This window comes from Streptomyces sp. NPDC127197, from assembly GCF_042672405.1.
Classification (GTDB): domain Bacteria; phylum Actinomycetota; class Actinomycetes; order Streptomycetales; family Streptomycetaceae; genus Streptomyces; species Streptomyces flavusporus.
The window spans coordinates 1-20,614 of sequence record NZ_JBHXVG010000025.1 but is presented as its reverse complement, the minus strand read 5'-3'; the positions used below and the strand labels follow the sequence as shown (position 1 = coordinate 20,614).

Annotated in this window: 19 protein-coding genes and 2 pseudogenes; 14 read left to right on the top strand and 7 right to left on the bottom strand. The window is 69.8% G+C overall.

Annotated elements, in window-relative coordinates:
• Positions 1–183: 183 nt before the first annotated feature.
• Positions 184–1,068 (top strand): PhzF family phenazine biosynthesis protein, encoded by an 885-nt coding sequence (locus ACFVJQ_RS31310; RefSeq protein ID WP_385788904.1) that lies wholly within the window; start codon positions 184–186, stop codon positions 1,066–1,068.
• Positions 1,069–1,135: 67 nt separating this feature from the next.
• On the opposite strand, the gene ACFVJQ_RS31305 is transcribed toward ACFVJQ_RS31310, so the two are convergent.
• Both ACFVJQ_RS31305 and ACFVJQ_RS31300 read right to left on the bottom strand, forming a co-directional pair.
• Positions 1,136–1,666, bottom strand: a complete 531-nt coding sequence (locus ACFVJQ_RS31305) for a hypothetical protein (RefSeq protein WP_385788902.1) — start codon at positions 1,664–1,666, stop codon at positions 1,136–1,138.
• A gap of 79 nt (positions 1,667–1,745) precedes the next feature.
• Positions 1,746–2,546, bottom strand: coding sequence for a DUF427 domain-containing protein (locus tag ACFVJQ_RS31300; protein WP_385788900.1), 801 nt, complete (start codon positions 2,544–2,546; stop codon positions 1,746–1,748).
• 711 nt (positions 2,547–3,257) lie between these two features.
• Between ACFVJQ_RS31300 and ACFVJQ_RS31295 the strand changes: the two genes are divergently transcribed.
• On the top strand, positions 3,258–3,902 hold the full coding sequence (locus ACFVJQ_RS31295) for an isochorismatase family protein (RefSeq protein WP_385788898.1): 645 nt from the start codon (positions 3,258–3,260) through the stop codon (positions 3,900–3,902).
• 207 nt (positions 3,903–4,109) lie between these two features.
• Positions 4,110–4,448, top strand: a complete 339-nt coding sequence (locus ACFVJQ_RS31290) for a hypothetical protein (RefSeq protein WP_385788896.1) — start codon at positions 4,110–4,112, stop codon at positions 4,446–4,448.
• Here ACFVJQ_RS31290 and ACFVJQ_RS31285 read toward each other — a convergent pair.
• On the bottom strand, positions 4,435–4,992 hold the full coding sequence (locus ACFVJQ_RS31285) for a YceI family protein (protein ID WP_385788894.1): 558 nt from the start codon (positions 4,990–4,992) through the stop codon (positions 4,435–4,437). The genes ACFVJQ_RS31290 and ACFVJQ_RS31285 overlap by 14 nt on opposite strands.
• A gap of 122 nt (positions 4,993–5,114) precedes the next feature.
• Between ACFVJQ_RS31285 and ACFVJQ_RS31280 the strand changes: the two genes are divergently transcribed.
• Genes ACFVJQ_RS31280 through ACFVJQ_RS31265 form a run of 4 tightly spaced genes read left to right on the top strand, consistent with a single transcriptional unit; the run spans position 5,115 to position 8,447 of the window.
• On the top strand, positions 5,115–6,218 hold the full coding sequence (locus ACFVJQ_RS31280) for an NAD(P)-dependent alcohol dehydrogenase (RefSeq protein ID WP_385788892.1): 1,104 nt from the start codon (positions 5,115–5,117) through the stop codon (positions 6,216–6,218).
• Between the two features lie 47 nt (positions 6,219–6,265).
• Positions 6,266–6,571, top strand: coding sequence for an antibiotic biosynthesis monooxygenase (locus tag ACFVJQ_RS31275; RefSeq protein WP_385513917.1), 306 nt, complete (start codon positions 6,266–6,268; stop codon positions 6,569–6,571).
• Positions 6,565–7,476: an alpha/beta hydrolase family protein gene (locus ACFVJQ_RS31270; RefSeq protein WP_385513918.1), complete on the top strand. Its 912-nt coding sequence runs from the start codon at positions 6,565–6,567 to the stop codon at positions 7,474–7,476. Before ACFVJQ_RS31275 ends, ACFVJQ_RS31270 begins: the two co-directional genes overlap by 7 nt.
• Positions 7,477–7,478: 2 nt before the next feature.
• A complete protein-coding gene (locus ACFVJQ_RS31265; protein ID WP_385788889.1) occupies positions 7,479–8,447 on the top strand; it encodes an NADPH:quinone reductase in 969 nt (322 codons plus the stop codon).
• A 445-nt stretch (positions 8,448–8,892) separates the two neighbouring features.
• Here the strand turns inward: ACFVJQ_RS31265 and ACFVJQ_RS31260 are convergent, their stop codons facing one another.
• On the bottom strand, positions 8,893–9,432 hold the full coding sequence (locus ACFVJQ_RS31260; RefSeq protein ID WP_385513921.1) for a MarR family winged helix-turn-helix transcriptional regulator: 540 nt from the start codon (positions 9,430–9,432) through the stop codon (positions 8,893–8,895).
• A gap of 303 nt (positions 9,433–9,735) precedes the next feature.
• Here ACFVJQ_RS31260 and ACFVJQ_RS31255 point away from each other — a divergent pair, with 303 nt between their 5' ends.
• A complete protein-coding gene (locus ACFVJQ_RS31255; protein WP_385513922.1) occupies positions 9,736–10,245 on the top strand; it encodes a nuclear transport factor 2 family protein in 510 nt (169 codons plus the stop codon).
• A 134-nt stretch (positions 10,246–10,379) separates the two neighbouring features.
• Positions 10,380–11,831, top strand: coding sequence for an MFS transporter (locus tag ACFVJQ_RS31250; RefSeq protein ID WP_385788887.1), 1,452 nt, complete (start codon positions 10,380–10,382; stop codon positions 11,829–11,831).
• Between the two features lie 168 nt (positions 11,832–11,999).
• On the opposite strand, the gene ACFVJQ_RS31245 is transcribed toward ACFVJQ_RS31250, so the two are convergent.
• Positions 12,000–12,683 (bottom strand): hypothetical protein, encoded by a 684-nt coding sequence (locus ACFVJQ_RS31245; RefSeq protein ID WP_385788885.1) that lies wholly within the window; start codon positions 12,681–12,683, stop codon positions 12,000–12,002.
• Between the two features lie 323 nt (positions 12,684–13,006).
• Here ACFVJQ_RS31245 and ACFVJQ_RS31240 point away from each other — a divergent pair.
• Together ACFVJQ_RS31240 and ACFVJQ_RS31235 are read left to right on the top strand one after the other, a co-directional pair.
• Positions 13,007–13,189, top strand: a pseudogene (locus tag ACFVJQ_RS31240) (hypothetical protein); the annotation flags it as partial.
• Positions 13,190–13,462: 273 nt separating this feature from the next.
• Positions 13,463–14,676: pseudogene (locus ACFVJQ_RS31235) on the top strand (RNA-guided endonuclease InsQ/TnpB family protein).
• 132 nt (positions 14,677–14,808) lie between these two features.
• Here ACFVJQ_RS31235 and ACFVJQ_RS31230 read toward each other — a convergent pair.
• The gene (locus tag ACFVJQ_RS31230; RefSeq protein WP_385513925.1) at positions 14,809–15,282 is read right to left on the bottom strand and encodes a VOC family protein; all 474 of its coding nucleotides are present in this window, start codon (positions 15,280–15,282) and stop codon (positions 14,809–14,811) included.
• A 442-nt stretch (positions 15,283–15,724) separates the two neighbouring features.
• Here ACFVJQ_RS31230 and ACFVJQ_RS31225 point away from each other — a divergent pair, with 442 nt between their 5' ends.
• A complete protein-coding gene (locus ACFVJQ_RS31225; RefSeq protein ID WP_385513926.1) occupies positions 15,725–17,167 on the top strand; it encodes a dihydrolipoyl dehydrogenase family protein in 1,443 nt (480 codons plus the stop codon).
• A gap of 83 nt (positions 17,168–17,250) precedes the next feature.
• On the opposite strand, the gene ACFVJQ_RS31220 is transcribed toward ACFVJQ_RS31225, so the two are convergent.
• Positions 17,251–18,135, bottom strand: coding sequence for a GNAT family N-acetyltransferase (locus ACFVJQ_RS31220; protein ID WP_385788882.1), 885 nt, complete (start codon positions 18,133–18,135; stop codon positions 17,251–17,253).
• A gap of 308 nt (positions 18,136–18,443) precedes the next feature.
• Between ACFVJQ_RS31220 and ACFVJQ_RS31215 the strand changes: the two genes are divergently transcribed.
• Together ACFVJQ_RS31215 and ACFVJQ_RS31210 are read left to right on the top strand one after the other, a co-directional pair.
• Positions 18,444–18,878 (top strand): hypothetical protein, encoded by a 435-nt coding sequence (locus tag ACFVJQ_RS31215; protein WP_385513927.1) that lies wholly within the window; start codon positions 18,444–18,446, stop codon positions 18,876–18,878.
• 695 nt (positions 18,879–19,573) lie between these two features.
• Positions 19,574–20,518, top strand: a complete 945-nt coding sequence (locus ACFVJQ_RS31210; RefSeq protein WP_385788880.1) for a C45 family autoproteolytic acyltransferase/hydolase — start codon at positions 19,574–19,576, stop codon at positions 20,516–20,518.
• Positions 20,519–20,614: the final 96 nt, after the last annotated feature.

Sequence of the window (20,614 nt, the reverse complement as noted above, 5' to 3'; positions counted from 1 at the left end):
GTGACCGCCGGGTGAGCCGTCTGGTCATGTGGGTGATCGCGGGCCCCGGTGATGTGGGCCTCGGAGTGCTGGGGCAGGCGTGTTCAGGGTCGCGGACGTTGCGGCGGGCGCGCATGATCCACGACGGAAGTGTTCCACTCGGGTTCGGGAACCGGCACGGCCTGGCCGCGCGTTGCCAGGAGCATGACGACTAATGCGCCGCGGCCCGAGGTGCTGCGATACACCGCCTTCTCCAGCGCCCCCGACGGCGGGAACCCCGCCGGCGTCGTTCTGGACGCCGCCGCCCTGGACGAGGGCGACATGCTGGCCATCGCCGCCGACCTCGGGTACTCGGAGTCCGCGTTCCTGACTGCGCCTCCGCAGGGCCTCGGCGGCCCGGAGCAACGGGCCTACAGCATCCGTTACTTCAGCCCCAAGGCCGAGGTGCCGTTCTGCGGGCACGCCACCGTCGCGACCGCCGTCGCGCTCGCCGAGCGGATGGGCCCCGGAGAGCTGGTGTTCGCAACGCGCGCCGGCACCGTGCCGGTCGAGGTGACCGACGAGGGCGGGACGCTGCGGGCCACGCTCACCAGTGTCGAGCCGCACATCGAGGAGATCGCCGGCGCTGACCTTGCGGAGGCGCTCGCCGCGCTCGGCTGGCCGCCCGCCGATCTCGACCCGGCCTTCCCACCCCGCATCGCCTTCGCCGGCGCCCGCCATCTCGTCCTCGCTGCGGCGACGCGCGCCCGCCTGGCGGATCTCGCGTACGACTTCGCGCGCCTCGAAGCCCTGATGCACCGCTTGGATCTGACGACGCTGCAGCTGGTATGGCGGGAGTCGGCCACCGTCTTCCATGTCCGTGACCCGTTCCCCGTCGGCGGCGTCGTCGAGGACCCGGCGACCGGCGCCGCAGCCGCCGCGTTCGGTGCCTACGTCCGCGAGCTCGGCCTGGTCCCCGAGGACGCCGTCCTCACCCTGCACCAGGGGGAGGACCTGGGCCGCCCCGGCGAGCTCACCGTGACCCTGCGCGCGGGGGACCCGCGCGTCCGTGTCAGCGGCACAGGAGCTCGTATCATTCCGAGCTCCTGACCCGGTCGGGCGGTCAGGAGGCGGCCACCAGGCCCTCGCCGGCCTGAATCCCTTGTGGAGCGCACGGTCAGCGTGGGATCAGCGATCCCTCACCCGTGACCCTCAGGTGCGCCTGGTGGCCGCCCGGCGAGCACTTTCGGCCGTTGGGATACGTGGGTTGCGGGGTGACAGTGATCTGTCGGTCGAACACGGTGGCGCCCCGCTCGTTCTTGAACACCAGCGTGACGCGTACCGGCTTTCCCGGCAGGTCACGTACTTCCGCGAAACCAGGCCAGACAAAGCGCTCGGGGGCGTGGGGGGCCGCCGCCGGGTCTTCTGTGGCGGTGGCGGATTCCGTGGTCATCACGGGATTCCCCGGGGCGGCCGGTTCATCCGACCGCGTCTGCCGCAGCTGCAGCGTGGGCTTCCGGCATGTGCCGTCCCAGCAGGCCGTAAGGGTCGCGGCGACCACCCGGCTCGCCAGATCCGGGTCGATCTCGACCCGGATCCCGGCGGGCGAGTCCGTCAGGGTGCACGGATGGGTGTCACCCGCGAAACCGCACGCAGTCACCAGCGCCAGAGCCGCCAGGGGCACCGCCAGCGCGACGCTCTGTCTCACGTCGGCTCCTTGGCCATCGTCTGTGTCTTGATCACGGCCACCCATGCTCGCACGGCAGCTGCACCGGGTATGTCTGAGGTCAACCAGCGCGACCAGGCACTCCCGGGCGGGGGAGGTCGGTGGGCCGCGGCAGCAGCGTGCCGTCTACGTACAGGTCGACGTGCTCGTTGTAGAACGCGACCATGCCCGCGATGCGGTTGGCGAGGACCGTCGGGAAGTCGTACGCCCAGAGAATGTCCTCGTGGGTGGCGACGTCGCTGTCGAACGACCAGTAGCCGCTCGTCGTGCCCTTGTACGCGCAGCGGGTCACCGTGTCGGAGTGGCGCAGCCGGGTCCAGTCGACGTGCATGCGGTCGAGGTAGTAGCGGGTCGGCAGGCCGGTCTCGAACAGCTTCATGCAGTTCGGCGCGTCCGCCAGCACGACCCCGTCCAGCTCCACACGGACGCTGCTGGACGAACGCAGGGCGTCCACCCGGGAGTAGGGGCTCCTCGGATGTACGAAGACCGGCTCGTCCTCCTCCAGCCAGGACTCCAGCGCGTCCCACTCGAAACGGACGGTGCCGTGCAGCGGCGCCGGGGCGCCGTCGTCCCAGACCCACGCCGCACCCTCGCGGACCTCGGACCCGACGTGCAGGGAGTGGCGCCGCGCGGGCCCGGCGCCCAGCAGTTCGGCGTGGCCGTCGTCGGTCAGCACACCCTCGACCAAGTCCTCGACCGGGATGCTGAACTGGGGATAGGCGGGCCACTCCCACACGTACAGGGCACGCCGGGTGTCGAAGACGACCCGGCCGCCGATCAGCCCCCGGATGCGCCGCGGCACGGGCTCGACGTGCCCGACCGGGGCGATCAGACTCGGGTGCAACACGCTCTCGTCCGCCATCGGGGTCACCTCGGTTCACTCGTTCCACGTGCGCCCCCGTACGCCTGGCATCTCCGGCGCCCGTCAGAACGGCCGCATCTGCCCGGACTTGGGGCTCTTACCTTTTCGCCCGAAATGCTACCGACCGCGCAAGTGACGGCCCGTCGGGGCCGGTCCCTCGTCGGCACCGGTCAGTTTCGTCTTCATCAGCAAGACAAGGCGGACACGGAATTTGTGACAGCGCGACCCTGAAAAGCGCGATTCTCGGCGAGTGTGCGGCCTGGTACCCGTACGTGGTCGCAGCCGGCCTGCGCTATCTCGGTTCGAGGTCGACCTTGCCGTGCGTGCGGCGTTCACCGAGAGCCCGGTGGGCGGCTGCGGCGTCCTTCGGCGGGCTGGAGCGTCGCTCCTCGCTCAAGGAGCGGGTGGTGAGCCGGGGGCAGCGCAGTGTCGGCGTGCCGCTCCTGCGCTGGGTGGTGCGGCGCTGCTGTGTTCGGCGGCAAGGCGCTTGGCCTTGCGCCGGATTCGTTCGCCGGAGGCCTCCAGGTCGGTGGCCGCCGGCGGTGGCTGCGGCCTCCGTCCAGGTGGTGGAAGGGCATGTGATCTTGCCTATCCGTCAGCCCGGGAATAGGCTCCCAGTTAGTCATCGTTGGTGACTATCACAAGATTGACTAACGTGGCGGGCGACCGCCCTACCCGGGCGGACGACCGCCCCCAGACAGGAGAAGCATCATGAGCGAGCACACCTCCCGAACCGGCCGCTTCCACGAGCCGCTGACCCGCGACAACGCCGCCCTGCTGCTCGTCGACCACCAGATCGGTCTGTTCACCGGCGTGCGTGACATCGACGTCGCCACGCTCAAGCACAATGTGGCGGCTCTGGCGAAGGCGGCTCAGGTGCTCGACATTCCCACCGTGGTGACCACCACCATGGCGGACGGCATGTGGGGCCCGCTCGTACCGGAGCTGGCCGAGGTCCTTCCTGCGGGTCTCGAGGTGATCGACCGCAGCACCGTCAACGCCTGGGGCGAGCCTCGTGTCCGTCAGGCCGTGGAGGCCACCGGCCGCAGGAAGTTGATCATCGCGGGTATCTCCATCGAGGTGTGCGTCGCCTTCCCGGCGATCTCCACAACGGCCGCCGGCTATGACGTGTACGCGGTCATCGACGCCTCGGGCACCTTCAGCGAGGCCAAGCGCACGGCGGGTCTGCTGCGGATGCAGCAGGCGGGTGTCATCGTCACCGACTACGCCACCACGATGGTCGAGATCCTTGCCGACAATGCGGACCCGAAGGCATACGAGGTCTACGGGGCGGTGGACATGCCGTTCGCCGCGCTGGTGGGCCAACTGTCCGCCGCTTACTCCAAGAACGGCTGACCCGTCCCGCCGCCGAGCCGCTCCCGCGGGGCACCACCCCGTTAACTGCCCCGCGGGAGCCCCCGGGTGCCGGGCCCTGTCCCCTGCAGGGCCCGGCACCGCCCAGCGCTCGGCCGGGCGACGCCGTCGGCCGGCAGTTGATCCGGCCACTGTCCTACCGCCGCCAACTGGCCTTCACGAAGCCCTCGAACAGGAGCAGTAACAGCCATGACCTTGTGGAACGTCACGGCCCCGACCGTGCGCACCGTGGGCGAGGAGGAAGTGCACGGCACCCAGACATGGGTGGTCCAGGCGCGGTGCAGTGTCGAGGCGGTGCGGCAAGTGGTCGCCCGCGCCGTCGGTGAGGACGCCGTCCGGCACCGCCGGGGTGCCGCCATCGATCTCACCGCGCTCGCCGTCACCCGCTGGGCGAGTCCACACGGGCTGTTGGGGCCCACGGTTCCCTGCCCACTCCATCCGCGGGCCGGGCACGGCCGGCCGGGCCAAGGTGCGGACACTTCCTCGTCCGCACCCCGCCCGGTCGGGTGCGGGACTACTGCTGCTTGACCACCTCGATCTCGAGTGTGATCTCGACGCTGTCCCCGATCAACGCGCGCCCGCCGGACAGGGGCACATTGCCCGTCACGCCGAAGTCGGAGCGGCTGATCCGGGTGGACGCCCGGAATCCGGCTCGCGTGCCGCCCCACGGGTCCTCGGCGACGCCGAGGAGCACCAGGTCGAGGGTGACCGGACGGCTCTCGCCCCTGATGGTCATGAATCCCTCGACGTGGTATCCACCGTTGTCCTGTACCCGTACGGTGGCGGACTCGAAGTGTGCCGTCGGGTGCGTGTCGGTGTCGAAGTAGTCGGCGCTGCGCAGGTGCTTGTCCCGGTCGGCGTTGCGTGTGTCGACCGACGCGGTGTCGATCTCCGCGCGGACGCTGGACCGTGTCGGATCGTCCCCGACCGTGATGGTCCCTCCGAAGGAGGCGAAGCTGCCGCGCACGCGGGCCATGAGGTGGCGCACGGTGAAGCTCACTTCGGAATGGGCGGGGTCTATCTGCCAGACACCGGTGAGCTGGTCGGTCTCGGCGGGCGGCGCTGTGTTCATGGTGATCTCCTGAGTGTGTAGGCGCAGGTGAGCCGCCCACTCAGTCTATGGTCATAATCTTGACGGTCAAGATTTATTACTAATAGCCTGTGGGCCGCCGCAGGAGCGCCGAAGGAGTTGCCATGCCGAAGCTGATCCGAGCCGCCGTCGTACCGGAGCCGGGCGCCGACTTCGAGACCATGGACGTGCTGCTCGACGACCCCCGCGCCGGTGAGGTGCGGGTACGTGTCGAGGCGGTCGGCATCTGCCATGCCGACATCGCCGCCCGGGAGGGGACGACCCCCTTCCCGCATCCGGCCGTACTGGGGCATGAGGGTGCCGGGGTGGTGGAGACGGTCGGAGCGGGCGTCACCTCGCTGCGCCCCGGTGACAGGGTGGTGCTGACGTTCGCCTCCTGCGGTGCCTGTGCGAGCTGCCGCTCCGGTCTGCCGAGCCAGTGCGTGGATTTCCTGTCGCTCAACTTCGCCGCCGGCGCGCGCCCAGACGGCAGCCCGACGCTGTGGCACGGTGACACACCGCTGCACGGGCATTTCTTCGGGCAGTCGTCCTTCGCCACCCATGCGCTGGTCACCGAGCGGAACGCCGTGAAGCTCCCCGACGACGCGCCGCCGGCCACGCTCGCACCGCTCGGCTGCGGCATCCAGACCGGCGCGGGTGCGGTGCTGAACGTGCTGCGCCCGGCGCCCGGCGGTTCGGTCGCGGTGTTCGGGGCCGGTGCTGTGGGGCTCGCGGCTGTCATGGCGGCCCGGCTCACCCAGGCCGCGCAGGTCATCGCCGTCGACGTGAACCCCGGCCGGCTGGCCCTGGCCACCGAACTGGGTGCCACCGACATCATCGACGCCCGCACCGCCGACCCGGTGGCGGCCATCCGGAAGCTCACCGGCGGCGGAGCCGGTCATGTGCTCGAGAGCAGTGGCAATGTGCTGGTGTTCCGGCAGGCCGTCGACGCCGCGGCCATCGGCGGCGTCATCGGCATCGTGGGTGCGCCCTTCGGACGCGAGGCGGCGGTCGATGTTGCGGACATCGTCAACGCAAGCAAGCGGATCGTGGGAATCGTCGAAGGCGGAGGTGTGCCCCACGTGTTCATCCCCACCCTGGCCGCACTGCACGCAGCCGGCCGCCTTCCCGTCGAGCGCCTGGTCACCACGTTCCCCTTCGACCGGATCAACGACGCCGCCCGGGCCGCAGCCTCGGGCGAGGCCGTCAAGCCCGTCCTGCTTCTCTGACCCACCGGCGAACCGCGCCGGGCACCGTACGACTCCTGAGGATGATCATGACTACCGCAGAACTGACCCGCTTCCGGGTCCCCGCCGAGCGGGCCCAGGAACTTCTCGACGCACGGCCGGGGATGCTCGAAGCATTCCGCACGGACCGACACGGATTCCTCGGCGCCCAGTTGGTCCGCGTCGACGACGAGCAGTGGCTGGACATCGTGTGGTGGGACGCGGCCGACGACCTGGACGCGTCCAAGGCCAAGGGCGGCAACCTCCCCGCCATCCAGGCGTTCTTCGCGCCGATCAGCGAGCTGCTCAGCTCCGAGCGGGGCACCCTCGCCGACGCGACTGCTCAGCCGTGGTGACCGCCGGGTACGGGCCCGCGCCGTCCCAGGCGGGCGATCTGTATCGCCCACCGGGCGACGGCATCCACCCGGTCGTGGTGCTCATCCACGGCGGGTTCTGGACGGCGATGCTCGACCGCAGCCAACTCGTACCGCTGGCACAGGACTTGGTGGCCCGCGGCTACGCCGTCTGGAACATCGACTACCGCGGTCTGGGGGAGGACGGCGGCGGTTGGCCCGGAACGCTGGAGGACGCCGCCGCTGCCGTCGACGCTCTGGCCGGTCTCGCGGCGGGGGACCTGCCCGGCGGGCAGACCGCGGCCGATTCCGCCCGGGGCAGGCTGTGCCTGGACCGCGTCGTGGCGATCGGGCACTCCGCGGGAGGCCAGCTCGCCCTGTGGCTTGCGTCCCGGCCCGGGCTGCCCGCTGGGGCGCCGGGCAGCGGCAGCCCGGGCGTACCGCTCGCCGCCGCCGTATCACTGGCCGGCGTGCTGGACCTGCGCGCCGCGGACGCCGACGAGTTGGGGGCTCGCTTCGGTGACCCGACCGTACCACCGCCGGCGAAGGCTCCCGCCCCGGCCCGGCCGGAACTCGCCCCCGCCATCGCGGGCCTGACCGCCCATGGGGCGACCGCCGCACTGCTCGGTGGCCGCGCCGACGCCATACCGGACCGCTATGCGCTGGCCTCACCGCTCGAACGCCTGCCACTCGGTGTGCCTCAGCTCGTTGTCCACGGGGACACCGATACGGGGGTTCCTCCCAGTCAGAGCCGGACGTACGTCACTGCCGCCCGGGAACGAGGAGACCAGGTGGAGTACGTAGAGGTGCCGGGCGCGGACCACTTCGACGTCATCGACCCGGACCACCCGTCCTGGCAGGCAGTGGTGCGGCGACTGCCGGACCTGCTCAAGACCGCGGGGGACTGAGCGTGCGCGCAGCGTGGTACGAGTCGACAGGCCCCGCGTCCGCGGTGCTGCGGGTCGGCGAGATGGAAGATCCGCAGCCCGGCGCCGGAGAGGTGCGGATCCGTGTGCACGCCTCGGGCATCAACCACGGGGACGTGATCAAGAGGCAGGACTGGATCGGCTACGGCATGGCCTGGCCCCGGGTGATCCCGCACTCGGACGGCGCCGGCGTCATCGACGCCGTGGGCGAGGGCGTTCCCGCCGCCCGGGTGGGGGAGCGCGTGTGGTGCTACGACGCACAGTCGTACCGGCCTTTCGGTACGGCCGCCGGCTATGTGACCGTGCCCGCCGAGAAGGCGGTCCACCTGCCCGACGGCGTCTCCTTCGAGCAGGGCGCCTGTCTCGGGATCTCCGGGATCACCGCGCACCGCGCCCTGTTCATGGACGGTCCGCTGCGGGACACCTGGGTGCTTGTCACCGGTGCCACCGGTGCGGTCGGCCGCTCGGCGGTTGCCCTCGCCCGGCGTGGCGGGGCGCGGGTGATCGCCACCGTACGCCGGCCGGGCCCGGTGCCCGGCGCAGACCATGTGCTCCTGGCGGACGGCACGCTGCCTGCCCGGGTCAAGGAGTTGACCGCAGGGCGGGGGGTCGACCGGGTGCTCGAGGTGGCGTTCGGGGCCGATGCGGACACCGATCTGGAGCTCCTCGCCGTGGGAGGGGTGATCGCCGCCTACGCCACCGACGAGGCACGCCCGGCCATCCCCTTCTGGCAGCTGGGCTTCTCCAACGTCACCGTGCACTTCCTGGGAAGCGACGACTTCCCCGCCGCGGCCAAGCAGGCAGCGGCCGAGGAACTGAGCGCCGCGGCCGCCGCGAAGGCCTTGGTCCATCCCATCGCTCACCGCTACGCCCTGGAGGACATCGCCGCCGCTCATGAAGCAGTTGAAAGCGGTAGCGCCGGAGGGCGCATCGTGGTCGTTCCCGGCCTGTGACGACGCAGACCGTCCGCCCGAGCGAATGGGTTATAGTAAGAATCGTGACTGTCACTGAACATGACCACCGGTCGGATGCTGCGGCAGACCGCGCCGGGGGACTGGCGCCAAGGGCTCGCGCTGGTGGCGCACCTGGACGTCTGGAGTTCGGGGCCTCATCGGCGATGACCGGTGTGCCCCGAACAGCTCGACGAAGTGCGCCGACCGGAGTCCGGAGTGCGCTGCGCCATGTTCAACTCGTCACCGGAGGCAGACTCCTTCACCGATGTCACGGCGCACCTCGACGGGGGAGTGGACTCCTTGGCCGCACACGAGGCGTGCCTCGGCAAACTCGCGGGAGGATTCGCCCCGGAGCGGTTCCTGCGCCGTCAGGCCGTCGATGTCGGGCGCCGTGCGGGAGTACCTCCGGTGGTCGCCTGCGAAGTGGACCCGCTGTGGGCCGGGATCAGCGACCGGTGCCCTTCCGTGGCTCCCGCCTGCTGGCCGCCGCCTCGTCGAACTGCGCGAGCTGCCGGCCGGTGATCTCCCGGAAGGCGTCCTTGAAGGCCGCGTACTGCCGCTCGCCGATCGACTCCGCGTGCCGCTGCTCGATGGCGGCCATGATCGCGTCCGACTTCTTCATCTGGTCCCGCCCCCGGCGAGTGGGGACGATCAGCTTGGCCCGCCGGTCCCGGGGGTCGGGCCGACGCTCCACGTACTCCAGGGCTTCCAGCTCGTCGATCAGGTTGCCGATGACCTGCTTATGAGTGCCCGACTGCCGTGACAGCTCCGTCGCCCGGCTGCCCTCCTCGTCGAGAAAGCCCATCACGGCGCCGTGCTGCGGACGCAGGTCGGGATGCCCCTGCTCGGCCAGTGTGTCGAAGAGCTCCTTCTGGACCGAGAAGAGCAGTCGCGTGGACAGGATCCCGAGATCCGGATCCTTGAGCTTCCGTTCGCTGCGCCGCACTACGACACCCTCCTCGTCACCGTTATTGACTGTCACCATCAGTAATAATAATGGTCACGGAGGGCGTGGTCGGGGCTGCCGCCGCAGGTCTGGCGTGGATCCGCCCGTTCTCTTCTCTGTGCGGCGCCCACGTTGGCCCGCCGCCATGCCCCGCTGAATCCGACCGGCAGGCTGCGTCCGGCCCGATGTGTCGTCGAGCAAGCGGGGTGCTCGTCGGCGGGCTTCGCGCTGACCGGCTTCTGGTTCCTCCGGCGCTGGACGCCGCGCCTCGGACTGGAATACGATCAAGTTAGTCATGATTGTGACTATCAGGAATCTGACTAAGGTCGTGAAGGAGTCGACATGAATGCCATCCGGAGGGCGGCCGCACCCGTCGTCGGTGTGCTGGCGGGTGCGGTGGCGGCCACGAGCCTGCTGCTGGGCGGGAATGCCACCGCCACGGAGAGCAACGTTGCTGGTGACCGGTTCGCCATCCGCGAGGTGATAGACCGTCACCAGATGTACATCGATCTGCGGGACGCCGACAGCTACGCCAACCTGTACGCCAAGGACGGTCACTACCGGAGCCCCTTCGGCTCCGCCGACGGCCGCAGCGAGATCAAGGCCATGTTCATCGACCTGGCCGAGAAGGGCTTCACCAAGGGCAAGCGGCACATGACCGGCCCCGCCATGATCGAGGTCAACGGCACGACCGCCACCGCTCGTTCCTGGTACTGGGTCGCGGAGACCGAGGCGGAGCACGCCGTCTACGCCACCGGCACCTACACCGACAAGCTCCGCAAGGTGAACGGCAAGTGGGAGATCGTCCAGCGCGTACAGGCGCTGGACGAGCTTGCGCCCAACAGCCAGTAACTCCGCCGATCGGAGCGCTCCGCCAGTCGTTTGCTCCGCTCGCTCGTCGAGCTGACTGCCGTCACCGTGCCGCGCTCTCGCGGCGCGGCGCGGTGACGGTCCTGCCGGTCGCCCGCCCCACATCAGAGGTCGTCATGCCCCAGGAAGACCGAACCACCGCCCTTCCCCCCGTCCCGCCCGCGGGCGACCGCCCGGACACCGCCCCGCCCGCCGGTCGTGTGGTCGCCGCACTCGCCGTCGCGGTGCTGGCCTACGGGCTGTTGCAGACGCTGGTCGCTCCTGCCCTGCCCGCATTCCGGGACCATTTCGGGGTGAGCGGCGACTGGTCCGCGTGGGTGTTCACCCTCTACCTGCTGTCCGGCGCCGTACTGACGCCGGTGCTCGCCCGTCTCGGCGACCGGCGCGGCAAGCGCCGGGTACTGCTCGCCACGCTGGCCGTCTTCGGCGCCGGCACCGTGCTGGCCGCCCTCGCCTGGAACTTCCCCGTCCTGTTGCTGGCACGCGCGGCCCAGGGAGCTGGGGCGGCGGCACTTCCCCTGTCCTTCGCCCTCATCAGTGTGCTGCTTCCCAGGCAACGCATCGGCCAAGGCCTCGGCATCGTCTCCGCGATGATCGGAGCGGGTACCGCCCTGGGCTTCGTCATCGGCGGCCTCCTGGTCGACCACGCCTCCTGGAGGTGGATGTTCGCGGTGCTCGCCGGCGTCATCGCGGTCGCCTTCGTGCTGGTGGTCAGATGGATACCGGACGACGCATCGCGCCGGGACGAACCTCAGGACGTGCTGGGAACACTCCTGCTCTCCCTCGGTTTGGTGGCCCTGCTGCTCGCCATCACCCAGGGCTCGCACGCAGGGTGGCTTTCCGCCCCGGTGCTCGGCCTCTTCCTCGCCGCGGCCGTCTTCCTGGCCGCCTTGGCCGTGGCCGAACAGCGCACCCGGCACCCGCTGCTCGAACCGCGTGTCCTCCTCCAGCGGTCGATGCTGCTGACTCACTCGGCCGCCGCGCTCTTCTACGCCGCGGCACTGATCTTCTTCCTTCTCGTGCCGACGCTCGCCCAACTGCCCGCCCACGGGCCCGAAGGCGCCACAGGGGGATTCGGCTTCAGCATCACCGCCGCGGGCCTGCTGATGCTGCCCTCCGCACTGCTGCAGATCCTGGTGGCGCCGGTCGTGCCCCGCCTGGAGCGAGCCTTCGGCCACCGTGCCCCCCTGCTTGGAGGGCTGGTGCTGGTACTGGCGGGAAGCGCCGCGCTGGCGCTGTGGCACACAACGCCGGCGCAGATCCTCGCCGATTCCCTACTGCTGGGAGCCGGAGCCGCCGCGAGCTTCGCGGCGCTGCCCTCGCTCGTGGCCCGCTTCGCGCCGCACCACGCGATCGCGACCGCCAACGGCCTCAACACCGTCGTCAGGACAGTCGGCGGCGTCATCGGAACCCAGGTCGCGATCGCGATCCTGAGCAGCCACTCGGTCGCCGACTCCGAAGTCCCGGGCGAAGGCGCGTTCACCATCGTGTTCGCCCTCGGCGCCGTGTTCGCGGCGATCGGTGTCGTAGTGGTCCTCTTCCTGCCGCGCTCCGCCACCAGGTCGTGAGATGCGACGGTCGCGGGTCCCCGGGCACGGATTCGCACGGTCATCCGCAGGCCCCTGAACGCGCAGGGGGGCTGCCTCCGGGATGCCCGACGATTACCAGCCGTACCCCGCACACCGTGTACGGCTGTGGCGCACCAACGCTCGGGTGCGCCACACAACCTCCACGCCTCATGCACCGTGATCGGGCTGCGCCTCAGGCTGGTCCGCGGACTGCTTGCTGGACGGGTCCTTGGATGTCTGGTCGGGTGTGTCGGGGGCGGTGTAGAAGACGGAGGTGCCCTGCTTGCTGCGCTGGGCGTGGCCCTTGGCGACCAGGTTCTCCAACGTGGTGCGCACGACGGTGGCTTTGATGCGCCGTTCGGGGTGGGCCTGGCCGAGCGCGGTGGCGATCTCCGCGGCGGAGCGCGGTTCGCTCTGCTCACCGAGATGGCCGCGCACCAGGTCGATCAGCGTCGGCTGCGCCTGCTTCACGGCCGTGGCCGGGTCCTTGCCCGCCGTGCCCGCGGCCGGCTTGCCGGTCTTCGCCCGGCCGGAGGTGGCGGTGGCCTTCTTCCCTCGCGTCGCGCTACCCGCGCCGGAGGCGGCCTTCTTCCGGGGGGCCGGCACCGCAGCCGCGGGCGTGGGAGCAGGCCGGGCGGGCTGGGGGGCCTGGGCGGGGGAGGGGGTGATGCCGAGTGCCTGCTGCATGCTGACCAGCACGGTGTGGTCGCGTTGCAACGTGGTCAACTGATCCTGCAGGACGGCGATTTCCGTGCCGATACGCTCCTGCTCCTTGAGGTTGCGTTCCAGGTCACTGCTCACCTGGGCGGCGTACTGCGCTGCCAGGTCACTGGCGGCGGTGTTCTCGGACATGATGCTGACCTTTCTGCCGGTTGAACGGCCGACGAGTTGGCACGGGCCCGCTGACGAGTCGCGCAGAACCCATGCCGTACACGCGCAGGTTCGTCCGACGGTGCGGTAAAGGGCCGCACCTGCTGCCCGGCGTCTTGAGAACAGCGATAATACGGATGAGTGGAGCCAATTGTTCCCGTTGAGTTGTGTCATGTGCTCCAGGTGACGCTCCTGCCGGGCGTGCGACGGGACCGTCGGCACGCCAACGGGCCATGTCGGCCGTGCTTCGGTTGACCTTGAGCGTGCCGCCACAACTCTTGGCGCCTCAACACACGTTGGTGGTCCAACGGAACGGCCCCGCCCCGTTCGATCGATCCGCCGTCCGCATCCTGTGCTTCCTCACCGAAGAGGGCTTCCTCGAGTCCGACGGAGGCCTGCTGTTCGTCGGCCCCAAGGCCGAATCCCGCATCGGAAAGCGGCACTCCATCGAACTCACCGCCTCGTTCACCGCCCCACCGCAGTTCACCTGATTCTTGGGAGGAGGCCCCGGCGTTCACGCCGGGGAGGAATCGCATCCTGTGACGGCGACGCGGAGCGTCTCCGCGTCCGGTCTGCTGGGGCGCCGAGCGCCCGCATTGCCGCCGACGGAGGCCGGGCAAGCGAACGCGTGTGCTCATGTTCGCCGGTTGTGGTGACGGTGGCACGATGGGGGTACGGGTGTGCGGGTGTCGCACGTACGGTCTCGTCATGGGAGCCGGGACGCGCGGGCGGGGCGTGGGAGGGGTGATGTCGTGCCGGTGGTGAAGGAGGCCGGGGAGGGCGGGCATGCCCGGTATACGTACCGGCTGCGTGTGTCGTCGACCGCCCGCGCCGCGCTGCTCGCCGAGTGGGACCGGTGCCGGTGGGTGTGGAACGAGTGTGTGACCAAGTCCAAGGCCGTGCACGCGCGCAACACGGCGCATCCCGAGGACAAGCTGACGTGCGGCCCGGCCCGGCTCGACAAGATGCTGACCGAGGCCCGCGAGCGTACGCCGTGGCTGCGCGGGGGCAGTTCGGTGCCGCAACAGCAAATCATCCGGGACTTCGGCAAGTCGCGGGCAAAGGCGCAGAAGGACATCAAGGAGCGCCTGCCCCTTCGGCAGCGGGCCGGGAGCCCGGGTGGAAGAAGAAGCGCGAGGCCGACCCGACGCTGAACTACACCCGGCGCGGCTTCCGTCTCAGGGGCGGCCGCCTGCACCTCGCAGGCGGCATCGTGCTGACCGTGGTGTGGTCGCGGGACCTGCCCGCCGCCCCGTCCAGCGTGCGCGTGTACCGCGACAGCGTCGGCCACTGGTACGCCTCCTTCGTCGTACCCGCCGAAGTCCGGCCGCTCCCCACCACCGGCGCGGTGATCGGTATCGACTGGGGCGTCAATCAGACCGCGACCACCACCAGCGACGCCCACGATCTGCCCCACGCCCAGCACGGCCGGAAGGCCCAGCAGAAGCTGACCCGGTACGACCGGATGATGGCCCGCCGCAAACCCGCCAAGGGGCAGGCCGCGTCGAAGGGCTACCGCGCGGCCAAGCAGCTGCGCGCGAAGGCGTGCCAGAAGGTGGCCCGGCAGCGACAGGACACCGGCCGCAAGTGGGCCAAGCGCGTGGTGAGAGACCACGACGTGATCGCCGTGGAGGACTTCCGCCCGAAGTTCCTCGCCAGGACATCGATGGCGCGCAAGGCCGCGGACGCCGCGATCGGCGCCACCAAGAAGGCCCTGCTGGAGATGGGCCGCAAGCACGCACGGGACGTCCGTCTCGTGCACCCCGCGCACACCACCATGGACTGCGCACGTTGCGGAGCGAGAACCAAGCACGCACTGCCGCTGTCCGAACGTACCTACACCTGCACCGCGTGCGGAGCCGCCTCCCCCCGGGACAAGAACTCCGCCCGTGTGATGCTCGTCCGGGCAGGTCTGAACCCGGCTGGTGTCGAGGGCGTAAGACCTCCCGGAGCGCCGCTCCGGGAGGCAGCCTGAGCCAGGAATCCCCTCCCATCAGGGAGGGGAGCATTCAATTCCCGCCTGGGGCGAGATGGCGCTGCGACAAGCCGAGCCCAGGGCCCCAGCCATGCGCGTGCAGCGGGGCCCTGTTCGCTCGGTGACGCGCCCTCAGCGGCCGGGGAGCCGCTCCGTGATCTCCTGCAGGACCCAGCCGTTGCGGTCCGGGTCGCTGAAGGTGGCGTAGGAGGAGTAGCTGGCGCCTTCGGGATGCCGGCCGGGCAAGCGCTCCTGGCCCGCCAGCCGGTGGGTGACGTCTCCGCCCTCGTGACCGTGGAACAGCACTCCTCCGGCGTCGTGGAAAATGTCGCTCACATCGATACCCTGGTCGACCAGCTCCGCGCGGGCCGCCTCGATGTCGGAGACGATGAGATACAGCCCCTGCACCGAGCCGGGGGCGGCGGAGGTCAGTCCCTCGCCGAACAGGATCGAGCACCCGGAGCCGGGCGGCGTGAAGTGCACACCCCGGAAGTCGCCACCGGCCCCCGTGTCGAGGTCCAGGCGGAATCCCAGCTTCTCGTAGAAGGCCTTGGCCCGGTCGGTGTCGGAGACGGGCAGCACGATGACTTCGAGCTTCAGGTCCATGGGAACTGTCCTTGGGTGTGAGCGGTGGAGCTGTCCGTACCGTGTCCGTCCACCGCTCAAACAGACGTAGGGGGCATCTGGCGGAACGCCGGGTCCCTCCGCCGGCCGCGAGCCTCCATGGGCCGGTCTTTACCCGGAGCGGAGCGCGGCGTCGCCCTGCCTCGGGACACATCAGGCATCATCACTGTGACTCGCGGTTTCACTGAGAGTGATGACGAAAATGGACCTGAAAACGACCCGGCTTCCCGGCCCGTGACCAGACGTCGATCTGCCCCATCCCCCTCAGGTGCAGCCGTGGCCCTCCGCGGTCAGGCAGCCACCAGTCCTCCAGGCCCACCGCAACTGCTGTACACCGTCGGCCGCGCAGAGGCGAATCCGGACCACTACGCGCGACCTCCCCCAGGACGTAAGCCCGCGAAGCCCGAGAGACACAGGAGCAGCAATGAGCGACACCCACCGCACCTACGACGTCGTCGTCATCGGCGCCGGCCCCGTCGGCGAGAACGTGGCCGACAGGACCAGCGCTGCGGGGCTCAGTACCGTCATCGTGGAGAGCGAGCTGATCGGCGGCGAGTGTTCGTTCTGGGCGTGCGAGCCCAGCAAGGCGCTGCTGCGGCCGGTGCTGGCACGCGCCGACGCACGCCGGGTGCCAGGGTTGAGACAGGCGGTCGCCGGACCACTGGACGTGGCCGCGGTCCTCGCACACCGTGACGACATCGTGAACCACTGGCAGGACGACGACCAGGTCGACTGGCTGAACTCGGTCTCCGTCCACCTCGTACGCGGCCAGGGCCGCTTCGACGGCCCCCGCCAGGTCGTGGTGAGCACCCCCGACGGCGACACGGTACGGCTCACCGCCCGCCACGCGGTCGCCGTCTGTACCGGCACCGGCACGGCACTGCCGGACCTTCCCCATCTGGACGAGATTCGCCCCTGGACCAATCGTGAGGCAACCGGCGCCGACCGGGTACCTGGTCGTCTCGCCGTGGTCGGCGGCGGAGTGGTGGCCGTCGAAATGGCCACTGCCTGGCGCGCGCTCGGCGCCCAGGTGACCATGCTGGTCCGAGGCAGCCGCGGATTGCTGACGCGCATGGAGCCGTTCGCCGGGGAGATGGTCGCGGACGCATTGCGTGAGGCCGGCGTCGATGTGCGGTTCGGGGCCTCCGTCACGTCCGTGACGCGGGAGGAAGGTGCCGACGGCGAGGTACGCATCACCCTGGCAGACGGCGAGCAACTGGCCGCCGACGAGATCCTGTTCGCGACCGGACGAGCCCCGCGCACCGACGACATCGGCCTGGAAACCATCGGCCTCACGCCAGGCGACTGGCTGACCGTCGACGACACCTTCCAGGTCAGCGCCATCAACGACGGTTGGCTCTACGCGGTCGGCGATGTCAATCACCGAGTCCTGATGACCCATCAAGGCAAGTACCAGGCCCGCATCGCGGGCGCCGTGATCGGGGCCCGTGCCCACGGAGAACCGGTGGACGACAGCCGCTGGGGCCCACACGTCGCGACCGCTGACAGCGTGGCCGTACCGCAAGTGGTCTTCACCGACCCGGAAGTTGCGTCAGTCGGCCTGACCACACGGGAAGCCGAGCGCACCGGGCGCCGGATCAGGGTGGTGGACTACGACATCGGCGGCGTCGCCGGCGCGGTCCAGTACGCGAAGGGATATCGCGGCAAGGCTCGGATGCTGGTCGACCTCGACCGCGGCACCGTGGCCGGGGTCACCTTCGTCGGCCCCGGGGTCGCAGAGCTGCTGCACTCAGCGACCATCGCGGTCACCAGCGAGGTACCCGTCGAACGGCTCTGGCACGCCGTCCCCGCTTTTCCGACGATCAGCGAAGTCTGGCTGCGGCTGCTGGAAACCTACCGCGGGTAGCCAGGGCCAGGCGCTCGACGTCCTCGGCTCTGACTGGTAGGCCCGCGTGTTTGCTGTGCCCGCCGCGGAACCCTCCAGCGTTCTCAACCGACTTCCGGCGCGGCACCCGAGAAGTCGTACACGGCGAAGTCGGTGACCGGGACGTACCCGATTCGCTGGTAGAGGCTGTTACTGGTGGGGTTGGCCAAGTCCGCGAACAGCACGACCTCCGTCGCGCCTGCGGCCAGGGCGGCCCGGCTCACCTCGACGGTCACAGCGCCAGCGTAGCCGCGACCGCGTAGGTGGGGCGGGGTGTGGACGGGGGCCACCCGGATCTGGCCGGCGATCATCTCGGTCACACCCGCCATGGAGACGGGAGTGCCGTCCGGGATCTCCCAGAGCGTGACGCGTCTGTCGGAGAAGCGTGTGTCGGCCCAGGAGTCGGCGTCTGCGGAGGGGACTTCTCCGATGGCGGCGGCGAACTCGCGGTACCAGAATCTGAGTTGCTCGCGGGTCCGCTCGCCCGCGACTCGGCCCCGGCCTTCTGGGGGTGGCTCCGGTGGGGTGAGCGTGCCGAGGCGGTACAGGCGGTGCCGCTCGCGGAGGGTCGGCGTTGCGCCTGTGTACCGCTGCCAGGCCTCGGCGAAAGCGGTGGCGGTGTCGTGCTCCGCGCTGACGCCGGGGAGGGGATGGCCGAGGCCGGCCAGGCGGGCGGCGAGCGTGTCGGCATGCTCGGGGGGGGCAAGGGGGGTGAGGTTCAGGCGGCCGGGCGGGGTGCGGAAGAAGAAGGTGGCACAGACCTCGCCCGCTCGCTCCAGGCGGCCGAAGACGGGGGCTTCGGCGCCGTACGCGTCCGCCCCGCGTGTCCGCAGTGTCTCGGTCACCGTCAGCTGCATGGTGTGCAGGGCGGGGCGCGAGCGCAGGAAGTCTCCGGTTCGGGCGAGAAAGTCGTCGAGGTCTTCGGTGATGTGCCAGTCATCCGGGCGCATACTTCATGATTCCTCATCCAGGCAGCTCCTCGCCCGTCGTGCGCGCCAGCCCATTACCTGGTCGTTCACGAAGAAATGCGCCGCGCCGCGCACGGCCGACCGCATCATCAATGGGGGCGGTGACTTGTCCGGCCGCAGCGAGTTTCCCTGCGTCCGGGGTGGCAGCATGAATCGTCGAACCGGCCGTGGAGGGGCTGCGCGCCGACCTGCCCTCGGGAGGGCGGAGAACGGCACGCCGAGCTGATGGGGAATAGCTGCCGGGACGGACGGGGAAGACACCGGCCCCGGCCAAAAGCGAAGGGGAGAATGTGTCGCAGAGCGGTGACATCGAAACCGGCGGAGCGAGCAAGGCATCCGCTCTCGTGGTGGGTCAGGTACTCACCGCACAGCGCACCATTGCGGCCAAGGACATCGCCGCCTTCGCCGCTCTTGTGGGCGACGAGGGGCGTCACCATGTCTCGGCCGACGGGCCGGTCATGGCGCACGGTCTGCTGACCGCATCGTTGGCGACGCAGGTCGGCGGCCGACTGGACTACATCGCCCGCCGGATGACCTGGGAGTTCCTCAAGCCCGTCTGGGAAGGCGACACCATCACCGCACGCGTGACAGTACAGGCACTGGAGCGGAAGCGGTCCGGGATGGAGATCGAGTTCGGCATCGTGATCGTCAACCAGGACGGCCATGAGGTGCTGCGTGGCGACAGCACGGGCGTTGTACGTGATTCGGCAAGCGCGCAGCCCTGAGAGCCGGCTTGCCGCACTGGGCTTCTCCAGAGCCCGTAACGATGCCGCACCGGCTCGACGCGGACGTCATCCACAGCCATGCCCATGCTGTCCTCCGAGGTATCGCGAGTGCGAGTGCTGTCGCCAGGCGGGACTCGGGACGGTGTGGCAGGTGAGGGACACTCGACTTCCCAAAGGCGACGCCAGGGACCGCGCCCGCTGCTCATACTGACTGGCATGGCCACCTATGACACGCTCGGCGCAACGTATGCCCGGACACGACAGCCTGATCCGCGGATCGCCGCGCAGATCCACGCTACGCTCGGAAACGTCACCGATGTGATCAACGTCGGAGCGGGCACCGGCTCTTACGAACCGCCGCAGACGGTCCTCGCGGTCGAACCCAGCTGGGTCATGCTTGCCCAGCGCCCGCCGGGATCTGCGCCCGCCGTGCAGGCGGTCGCAGAAGACCTCCCGCTGCGTGACAACGCCGCCGACGCCGTCATGGCACGTACGCCGACGCCTCCCTTATCCCAAGGTCATCCGTTGGATCCTGGTCCTGCGGCGAAGCGTGCCGCGAGCACCCTGCCATGCGTTCGAGACGATCCGCGAGCACTTCGGATACCTCCCACAGCGACCGCCCGATCTGGTGAATTACCTGCGAAATTAGCTAGGTTGCCACTACCTCGCCCGACGTCCACAGGGGAGCGGCAGCCATGAGCCAGCAGCAGATGACCTTTCGTGCCATCGAGGTCGGTGACGGCAGCGACGGGCGCTGGGCCGCCCATACACAGGCTCTGTGGCCGCTCGCGGAGGATTGGATGACCGAGGAGGGCCAGACCCCGGAGGGCGCGGACCGTGCTCGGAAGCTGTTCGAGGCACACATGCCGGAGCTGGTTCCGGTGCTCGACCGGCTCGCCTATCAGCTCGACCGGCCCGAAGGGGAAACCTTCCTCACCCTCGCGACCCTGCGACCGTTCTTCTCGGGCTGCACCCAGATCGGCGGCAACGGCACCCTGCTGCGCAACTACGACTTCAGCCCCGACGACTGCGAGGGCACCGTTGTCTCCTCCCACTTCCTCCGCCCGGTGATCGGAATGCAGGATGCGGCCTGGGGCTTGCTGGACGGGATGAACGATGCCGGGCTCGCGGTCTCGCTCACCTTCGGCGGGCGATTCGTCCATGGTCCCGGATTCGCCATTCTCATCGTGTTGCGCTACCTGCTGGAGACGTGTGACACCGTTGACGAGGCACTCAGCAGACTGAAGTCCATACCGATCGCCATCCCGCAGAATGTCACCCTTGTCGACCCCGACCGGGCGGTGACCGTGTTCGTGGGACCGGACATCTCACTGACCGAGGCACCGGACGCCTGCGCTGCCAACCACCAGCACCTTCCGGTGCCCGACGAGCAGGAGCAGTTCTCCCGGACTCAGGAGCGGCTGAAGGCCATTCGCGCAGCGGGCGCGGATGTGGCGGCGATGCTGAAGCCGCCGCTGTATCAATCCGCATACGACGAAGGGCTGGGAACGGTCTACACCGCCCATTACCGGCCCTCCGAGGGCCGGGTGACCTACTACTGGCCTGACGAGTCCTGGGAACAGTCCTTCGATGACTTCGTTCCGGGATCCCGCACGGTAACCATCGGGCGAGCCGGCTGAGAGCGATTCCTAATGCCGTTTGTCAAGCAGCGAGGGCAGCGGGCGGCGTGAGCTCGTAGGGTCGTCCATCGCGCAAGAGGGCCCAGAGGACGTTGA